General features: G+C 54.2%; 9 protein-coding genes. 4 read left to right on the forward strand and 5 right to left on the reverse strand.

The window, feature by feature from the left end:
* Positions 1–1,164: thiolase family protein (locus ACXJJC_RS03130; RefSeq protein ID WP_456369371.1), on the reverse strand; the 1,164-nt coding region annotated here is incomplete at its 3' end.
* A 134-nt stretch (positions 1,165–1,298) separates the two neighbouring features.
* Here ACXJJC_RS03130 and ACXJJC_RS03135 point away from each other — a divergent pair.
* The 4 genes from ACXJJC_RS03135 (at position 1,299) to cobQ (ending at position 5,033) form a co-directional block, all read left to right on the forward strand.
* Positions 1,299–2,282: a CaiB/BaiF CoA transferase family protein gene (locus ACXJJC_RS03135; protein WP_456369372.1), complete on the forward strand. Its 984-nt coding sequence runs from the start codon at positions 1,299–1,301 to the stop codon at positions 2,280–2,282.
* Positions 2,283–2,315: 33 nt separating this feature from the next.
* On the forward strand, positions 2,316–2,831 hold the full coding sequence (locus tag ACXJJC_RS03140) for a tRNA (cytidine(56)-2'-O)-methyltransferase (protein WP_456369373.1): 516 nt from the start codon (positions 2,316–2,318) through the stop codon (positions 2,829–2,831).
* A gap of 41 nt (positions 2,832–2,872) precedes the next feature.
* A complete protein-coding gene (locus ACXJJC_RS03145; RefSeq protein ID WP_456369374.1) occupies positions 2,873–3,352 on the forward strand; it encodes a hypothetical protein in 480 nt (159 codons plus the stop codon).
* A gap of 277 nt (positions 3,353–3,629) precedes the next feature.
* Positions 3,630–5,033, forward strand: a complete 1,404-nt coding sequence (gene cobQ, locus ACXJJC_RS03150; protein ID WP_456369375.1) for a cobyric acid synthase CobQ — start codon at positions 3,630–3,632, stop codon at positions 5,031–5,033.
* Here cobQ and ACXJJC_RS03155 read toward each other — a convergent pair.
* From ACXJJC_RS03155 to ACXJJC_RS03170, 4 genes are all read right to left on the reverse strand, one after another.
* Positions 5,011–5,457 (reverse strand): hydrogenase maturation protease, encoded by a 447-nt coding sequence (locus tag ACXJJC_RS03155; RefSeq protein WP_456369376.1) that lies wholly within the window; start codon positions 5,455–5,457, stop codon positions 5,011–5,013. The genes cobQ and ACXJJC_RS03155 overlap by 23 nt on opposite strands.
* A gap of 23 nt (positions 5,458–5,480) precedes the next feature.
* Positions 5,481–6,110 carry a cytochrome b/b6 domain-containing protein gene (locus ACXJJC_RS03160; protein WP_456369377.1) on the reverse strand — a complete coding sequence of 210 codons (630 nt, stop codon included), beginning with the start codon at positions 6,108–6,110 and terminating at the stop codon, positions 5,481–5,483.
* A gap of 24 nt (positions 6,111–6,134) precedes the next feature.
* Entirely contained in the window at positions 6,135–7,724 is a 1,590-nt protein-coding gene (locus tag ACXJJC_RS03165; protein ID WP_456369378.1) for a nickel-dependent hydrogenase large subunit, read from the reverse strand.
* Positions 7,725–7,737: 13 nt separating this feature from the next.
* Positions 7,738–8,477, reverse strand: a 740-nt coding sequence (locus ACXJJC_RS03170) for an NADH-quinone oxidoreductase subunit B family protein (RefSeq protein WP_456369379.1), incomplete at its 5' end; no start/stop codon positions are given.

An 8,477-nucleotide genomic window follows, 5' to 3' on the forward strand; every position in this document is an offset into this window, starting at 1 on the left:
TATAGCGTCACCCTGAGCCATTCCCGCGCACAGCGTCACCACACCGTACTCGCTGCTCCTTCTCAGCATCTCGTGCATGAGTGTTACAACAAGCCTCGCTCCAGTCGCACCAATCGGATGGCCGAGAGCCACAGCACCTCCATTGACGTTCACCCTATCGAGATCGAGCTCCATAAGGTACTTGGCCGAGATGAGCGTAACAGCGGCGAAAGCCTCGTTTATTTCCCACAGGTCAATGTCTTCCTTGCTGACTCCTGCCTTCTTCAGGGCAATCTCAGCGGCATATGCGGGAACTGTCGCTATGTACTTTGGATCCCTCGATGCCTGTCCGTGAGCCAGGATTTCGAGCTTCGGCTCAACTCCGAGCTCCTTTGCCTTCTCCTCGCTCATCACCACCACAGCAGCAGCACCGTCGCTGGTGTTTGGCGCGTTGGCTGCGGTTATTTTTCCATCTGGTCGGAAAACCGGCTTGAGACTCTTTATCTTCTCGAGGCTCGTGTCTCTCCTTGGATTTTCGTCAGTGTCAACCACTCTCTCTCCCTTCTTCTCCTTAACGGTAACGGGAATGATTTCCTCGGCAAACTTGCCCTCGTCTATCGCCTTTATCGCCTTAATGTGACTGTAGTAACTCCACTCGTCCATCTCATCCCTCGTAACGCCGAACTCATCTGCCACATCTTCAGTGTTCTCCGCCATGTGCTGGTCGTATATCGGGTCCCACAGGCCGTCGTGGACCATCAGATCAACAAGCTGGTCGTTGAACATCCTGTAGCCCCACCTCGCTTTGAGCAGAGCGTAGGGGGCGTTGCTCATGCTCTCCATGCCACCTGCGACGACGATGTCAGCTTCGCCCATCTGGATCATCAGGTGTGCGAGAGCTATGGCCTTGAGCCCCGAGGTGCAGACCTTGTTGATCTGGTAAGCGGGAACCGTGTTGGGTAAGCCAGCTTTAAGTGCTGCATGCCTTGCGGTGTTCTGGCCGCATCCTGCTGTGACGACGTGCCCCATTATCACCTCGTCAACGTCTTCCGGCTTGATTCCGGCCCTGCTGATAGCCTCTCTTATCACGATGCTGCCGAGCTCGACAGCCGACACGTCCTTTAAACCTCCACCAAACCTACCTATGGGCGTTCTAACTCCGCTGACGATAACCGTTTTTGTCATGACAATCACCTGAAAATTAACGCATTCGGTAACTTAATAACCTTTTCTGTTTTCGGGCAGAATTTTTCATTACGGATCTCCATTTGACAGAAAAAATCATGAGGTTTTTATACTCGAAAATCAGAGACTCCTGCATGCTTGAGGGAATGGTCGTTGTCGAACTCGCGTACTACTATCCTGGCCCGTACTGCTGCAGAATACTGAACGACCTCGGGGCGGACGTGATCAAGGTGGAGCCACCGGCAGGAGATCCGATGAGGTACAGGCCGGATGTATTCGCCTGCCTGAACATGGGTAAGAAGCTGGTGAAGCTGAACCTCAAGAACGATGAGGACAGACGGGAGTTTTACCGGATCGTCGAGAAAGCAGATGTGGTTGTGGAGGGATTCAGACCGGGAGTTGCCAGAAGGCTGGGTGTGGACTACGAAAGTGTCTCGGATATAAACGAGGGGATAATTTACTGCTCCATATCCGGTTTTGGACAGAGCTCCAGGCTTTCACGTCCTGTCCACGACATAAACGTTCTCGCGATGACCGGGATTTGCGAGGTTGCGGGTGTGGTGGGTGGAGAGCCGTCAGACCCGAACGTTCAGCTGTCCGACTTCTCTTCTGCGGTTTTCGCCGCGATATCCATTCTCTCAGCGTACATCAGAAAGCTCAGAACCGGGAAGGGCGCGTACATAGACCTCAGCATGTTCGACTCTGCCCTCGCATCCGTGCCCCTCCACACGTCAGCAATCCTCAACTCCGGAGAGTACATGCGGGACTTCAGCGATAATCCCGGATACGGAATTTACAGGGCGAGGGACTGTTACGTTTCCCTCGGAATACTGGACGAACCGAAGTTCTGGGATGATATGTGCAGGGCTCTCGGACTCGAATTTGATGGGATGGACTTCGGTGAGCGGCTGGAGAGGAGCGATGAGATCAGAGGTGCGATAGCAGAGAAGCTGGCGGGTATGAGCAGGGAGGAGATCGAGGTGGCGTTTGGTGAAAGGATACCGTACGGGATAGTTGAGAGTCTCAGGGACGTGGCTGAAAAGTCATGGATGCTCGAGGAGTTCGAATTTGAGGGAAGACAGTTCAGGGGGCTCGGATTCCCGGCAAGGCTGAGGTAAACATTTATCATCCCCGAAGCTGAAGTGCATCTCGTGGAGGTTTACGTTCTGAGGCTCGGACACAGGCCGGAGAGGGATAAGCGGATATCCACGCATGTGGCACTTACTGCGAGAGCTTTCGGGGCGAGAGGCATTTACTTTGACGTGATGGACGAAAAACTGTTCGAGAGCGTGAGGGATGTTGTGGCGAGGTGGGGAGGCGACTTTTTCATAGAGCACGTTGAGTCATGGAAGAAGCTTGTTAGGGACTTTGACGGTCTGGTCGTTCACCTGACGATGTACGGAATACCCCTCACCGAAAGAGTGGAAGAGATAAAGAGCTCCGAAAGTCTGCTCGTCGTGGTCGGGGCAGAGAAAGTCCCTCCAGAGGTCTACGAGCTCTCCGACTACAACATTTCCATTGGAAACCAGCCCCACAGCGAGGTTGCAGCCCTTGCGGTATTTCTCGACAGAGTGCTTGAGGGAAAGGTCTTCGAGCTGAATTTTGAAGGAGCAGGTATCAGAGTAATTCCGTCCGAGAGGGGGAAGCGTGTTGAAGAGCTGAGGTAATCAAAAACTATTTATTTTTCGCGCAACTGCTAAGGAATGGGATGAGTGATCTCGTCTACATTGCCCAGGGAGTCTCGCTTGGTCTCGTCTCGCTTGTTACCCTCGGATACGTACTCTCGGATGAGTCGCGGGGAGTTCTGAACTCCAGTGTTTACAGGGCACACGTCCTGTCGATCGCCCTCAGCGCATTTCTCGTGTTCACCTGGATTTCTGGAGTTTACTACTTTCTAACCTACAATGCGTTTGGGGAGCTGATGATGGAGCTATCCTCAATTCTCTTCTGGATATTTCTCATCGCTGCCGACCTCGTGGTTCTGAAGACTCTCGCGATGGACAACGGGGTAAGGTTCAGGATTACCAAGGAGTACTTCGACATTGTGATGTACTTCGGAGTGCTGTGGCTCTTCTCGTACCACCTCCCCCACATCTCCTACCCGCTCCTTGCGGTGCTTTCCACGTTGTCGTCAGTGATCGTGATATACTTCACGTATCTGCTGGGGAGGTACTACAGGTTCAAGTAGTTCTTCATAGTTCCACTCGAAATATACCACTTCTACCTCTCGATAGTCCTGACGTCATTCGCCCTGACCGCACTTCTTTTTGCGAGAGTGTACAGCTTTAGATCTTACCTGCTTTTCGCGATACTGATATACGTGATTCTGCTCTACGGGGTCACCACACTTGCAAGAGAAATGAAGTCGCTAATCTCCAAGCTGTGACCTCCAGAAATGTTAAGTGTATTTGATCTGACCACAAAATACCTGAAGTTTTTTATGTTTGCAGCTATTCCCAATTTCGATGCCCTCGATCATGATAGCTGGCACAACGAGCAGCGCTGGAAAGTCGGTGTTAGTTGCGGCGCTCTGCAGGATCCTCTCGAGAATGGGGTACGAGGTAGCACCTTTCAAGGCCCAGAACATGAGTCTTAACTCCTACATAACCGGAGACGGGCACGAAATCGCGTACGCTCAGGCATTTCAGGCGCTCGCTTGCGGGAAACCTCCTGACGTCAGAATGAATCCAGTGCTTCTGAAGCCAAAGGGGAATCTCAGGTCCCAGCTGGTGGTGATGGGAAGGCCTGTCAAGGACGTGAACACCCTTGAGTACTACAGGGAAGTGCCAGAGCTCATGAGGGTTGTGGAGGAGGCGTTTCGCGGTCTGCTTGAGGAGAACGACTTCGTAATAATTGAAGGTGCGGGAGGGATGGCTGAGATAAACCTCTACGACAGGGACATCGCCAACATCGGAATTGCGAGAATTGCGAGGCCGGACATCTACATAGTGACTGATATAGACCGGGGCGGAAGCTTCGCATCTCTCTACGGGACCTACAGCCTCCTTCCACGTGACGTCAGGGAGCTGGTTTCGGGATTCATCATAAACAAGTTCAGGGGGTACGAACCCCTCCTGCATCCGGGAATAGAGCAGATTCAGAATATCACCGGTGTCAGGGTTGTCGGTGTCATTCCGCACGTTGGTGGTGATTTACCATCCGAGGACTCGCTCAGCATGGAGGACTGGGATGACGGCGGCGTCATCGGTGTCATCAGGTTGCCGAGAATATCCAACTTCACGGACTTCGAGCCGGTCAAGGAGCTGGTGAGCTTTGTCGATCTCAAGGATGAGATAAGCGACTACTCCGTCATCATACTCCCTGGAACGAAGGAAACTGTTAGTGATCTCAGAGAGCTCAGGAGATGGGGTATGGACGAGAGGATCAGGAAATTCGCCAGAGATAAGCCGGTCATCGGCGTGTGTGGTGGATTTCAGATGCTCGGGAGGGAGATCATAGACCGGGGAGTTGAGGCCGGCAATGTGAGGGTTAAGGGGATAGGACTGATTGACGCAGTTACCGAGTTCAGGGAATACAGGAAGGTGACGCGTCAGGTGAGAAAGAGAATTACTGAGAGGGTCGCCGTGATAGATCGCATTTACGGGGAGCATGTTAGCGGTTACGAGATACACATGGGCACGACAGATGCGAAACACCCAGTCTTCGAGGATGACGGTGGAAGAAGTGAGGACGGTCTGGTGTGGGGCACATACCTCCACGGGCTCCTGTTCAATGAAAACGTGGCGAGGGAGTTCTACCGGTTTACCGGGATGAGGTACACGGGAATGGGCGACCCCGTTGAGAGTTTCTCGGAGATCGTTGAAAAGAGGCTCGACATCGACTACATCATAGGCCGAGCTCTTTCCTGATCACGTCGATCACTGTGTCAATGTGCTCCGCACACTCCTCGCTCAGCTCCAGGCTGAGCTCGACTCTCCTCGGCCTGACTCCCACAATCACGATCTCCTCGGGGAGCCTGTAAACTCCCCTCGCCATGGCAATGACGTCCTTGAAATGCAAATCGTGCATGCTGAGCATCACGTCTGATGGGAAGTCCTCGACGTTCGGGTTGAACCTGAAGATTCCCACGCCCTCCTGGCCTATGTCAATCGCGTCCACGATTATGGCCTTGTCCTCACCCTCCATCGCGTCGAGCAGAATTGCCGAGTTTGTCATGGCATCCACGATTCTGACCTGCCTGAACTCGTCCATTTTTCTCATCTTCTCGATCACGTGTATTCCGAAGCCGTCGTCTCCGAGAATCAGGTTGCCGACTCCAATTACGACTACCATGTCATTAAAAAATAGGTGTTGTGTTATTCAACAATTACGGTGTCCTCTCCCTCGTCCCATCCCGTTATCATCGACCTGAGCACTCCTCTGTTCACCGGCTGGAGAGCCAAGTATCCGTGTGGAATGAGGACGAGAACGAAGTATATGAAAGCTATGAAGTGGAGCAGTCTTATGGTCCCCATGTCCAGGTAGTTCAGCAGGAAGGCGAGCGGATGTCCCGCAGGGTAGTACATGGCGAAGCCCGTGAAAGCGATGACCAGAACGAAGAACAGGTCTCCCCAGATCATGAACTTCAGCACCGGGTGCCACTTGCTTATGTACTCTCCCTTTTTCCTGCTGTAGACGTGGTATGCGGGGTACTTGTCCGTCAGGCCCATGAAGTTGAGGGCAATCGTTATCCACCTCTTTATGTCCTTTGGAGTCGGAATTGACAGCAGAACCTCCCTCGGATGAAGGGCCCAGTTGAGAACCTCCATGACGAGCGCCGCGAGGAGAATCCACCCGAGGAACACGTGGAATGGAACGGTGAACGAGTCCATGAATCCGAGTCCCAGGAATATCTGCAGACCCGTGACTATGAGCAGGATCATTGCAAATGTGTGGATCCAGTGCGAGGCCCTCGTCACCGCATCGTACCTGAATATCTTGCCCACGGTTATCACCTCATCTCAAAAAATTTAGATGGAACAGGCGTCGAGAGTTATGCTCGTTTTCTTGCCCTCCCTGGTGAAGACGTGGACCGTGCACGCGAGACAGAGGTCGAAGCTGTGGATCACCCTGATGACCTCCCACGGGTTGCCCGGATCGCTGACGGGTGTGCCTATGAGCGCGCTCTCGAGCGGACCGTGCTGACCCTTGCTGTCCATTGGCGAGACGTTCCAGGTTGTTGGAACGACTGCCTGGTACCTCTTTATCTTGCCGTTCTCTGCAACAACCCAGTGGCCGAGAGCTCCTCTTGGGGCCTCCCTCAGTCCGACGCCCTCTCCTGTAACGTTCTTGGGGAACTCTATCGCGGTCTTCTTCCCTGCGTACTCTTTCAGCTGCAGCAGCAGGCTCTCGAGGTAGTCGATCATTATGAGCTCCTCCTGAATTCTCGCTATCATCCTGCTCAGGGCTGTCGAGACTGTTGGGCTCCCGCAGAATGTCTTCCTGAGGCCAAGCGGGTCGCCGAGCTCCTTGCTCTTCTTGAGGTACATGGCCACGAGCCTCGGAAGCGGGCCGACCTCGGCTGGCCAGCCATCGTACCTTGGCGCCTTGCCCCAGGTGTACGCGTTGGGCTTGCCGTAGTACGGCTCCGGCGGGAGGTCAGCGCCCACATATCCTGTCTGGGTCTCGTCCTTGTACCACGCGTAGGTTGTGTCCTCTGATATTCTCCTGTAGTCCAGGTTCTCGAGCTCGCTGCCGTTGTAGAATCCCGGTGGGAAGTAGAGCTCTCCAGTCTCAGGGTCCGGCAGGAATCCGTAGGAGAGCATCTTCGAGTCCTCCCAGACGCCCTGCTCGTTGAGTCCCATGTCGTGTGCGACTGCAATCATTGCGACCATGTCGAAAAGTGCGTTGCCCATGCCCTCCTTCGGCTCGAACTCCTTTCTCTTTCCGGCCTTGATGTCTTCAAGCTGCCTCAGAACCTCGTCAAGAACGTACTCAGCGTTTGTCGCTGCGGGCTGACCGATGCCGACTCCAACCGCCCACTTCTTGACGTCGGCGATAATCCCGACGAGCTGAGCGATGATTTTCTCATCAATCTCGAGAGTCATTCCTCCGGGGGCGGGGGTCATCATGTGCGGTACCTTACCGCCGATGAGTGCCATCGCCTTGTGAAGCTCTCTCTGAGCCCAGACCGCCTCCTTGACACCCTTGCCCAGTATGGGGTTGAGCCTTGTCAGCCCCGTACCGTGTGGAGAGTCGCTGAAGTCCGGACCTGCGAGGACGTACACCCAAACCGGGTGGTCGTACACGTACTGCAGTGCGGCGACGAGATTCCTGTAGGCAGTTGCAGCAGGTGGAATTCCCACGTTCCACTCATCAGCTATTCCGGCAGCGTTCTCTATCGCCATGAGGCTGGCAAGCCTGTGGTCGTTGTGGCAGACGCCGCATATTCTCTGGGTTATTATGGGGGCATCCCTTATGTCCCTTCCAACGAGGAGCCTCTCAAATCCCCTGAACATCAGGGCGAGGGCCTTCGCATCGGTAACAACGCCACCATCAACGTTAATCTTAACACCATGATGTCCCTCAAGTCTCGTAACCGGATCAATCGTAATTTCCACTCAGATCACCTCCTCAATCCTTCTTTTCGATTTCATCGTCCTTGATTTCCGGATGCTTCGTACCCCTCCTGATTGCGTGTGCACCAACTCCGAGAACGGCTGCACCAACAGCAATCTGGCCGAGAGTGGTCGGGTTGAGACCGAACATGATCTCGGTACTCTCCTTAGCCTCGTAGAACGGCGACATATTGTCCGGAAAGCCAGGATCCATGCAGCCTATGCAGGGTGCACCGGCGTTCATGCAGACGTTGATTCCACCGTTCCACCTCGTCTCGGCACAGGCCGCGTACGTGAATGGAGCCTTGCAGCCCACCTTGTAAAGGCACTTCCCGTACTTCGAGTCCGTCTCGTCCAGCGAGTAGGCGAACTGCCCCTTTCCGTAGTATCCCCTTCTCGGACAGTGGTCGTGGATGATCCTGGAGAACATCGCCTTTGGTCTGTAGTACTCGTCAACCTCAGGCGTTACTCCGAGAAGCAGGCTCGCGAGCGTTATCATCAGCCAGTCCGGATGCCCGGGGCATCCCGGGAGAAGGTAGAGCTTGGCCGAGGGCATGCCGTACATTTTTACGAAGTCGTAAAGTCCGACAGCTCCTGTAACGCTTCCGTTGTCGTACTTCGAACCAACGCCGTCTTTTCCAGCCGGAATTCCACCGTACGTAGAGCAGCTTCCAAACCCGACCACGGCAACCTTGGTCTTGGCCATCAGCTCCCTGACCCACTCCTCGAACACCACCGGCTGTCCGTTCCTCTCCC

Source organism: Geoglobus sp., assembly GCF_054018175.1.

Bases quoted from the DNA above. Each gene is read 5' to 3' on its own strand.
- ACXJJC_RS03145 (WP_456369374.1), top strand. From the start codon at position 2,873: ATGAGTGATCTCGTCTACATTGCCCAGGGAGTCTCGCTTGGTCTCGTC.
- ACXJJC_RS03155 (WP_456369376.1), bottom strand. From the start codon at position 5,457: ATGGTAGTCGTAATTGGAGTCGGCAACCTGATTCTCGGAGACGACGGC.
- cobQ (WP_456369375.1), top strand. From the start codon at position 3,630: ATGCCCTCGATCATGATAGCTGGCACAACGAGCAGCGCTGGAAAGTCG.
- ACXJJC_RS03135 (WP_456369372.1), top strand. From the start codon at position 1,299: ATGCTTGAGGGAATGGTCGTTGTCGAACTCGCGTACTACTATCCTGGC.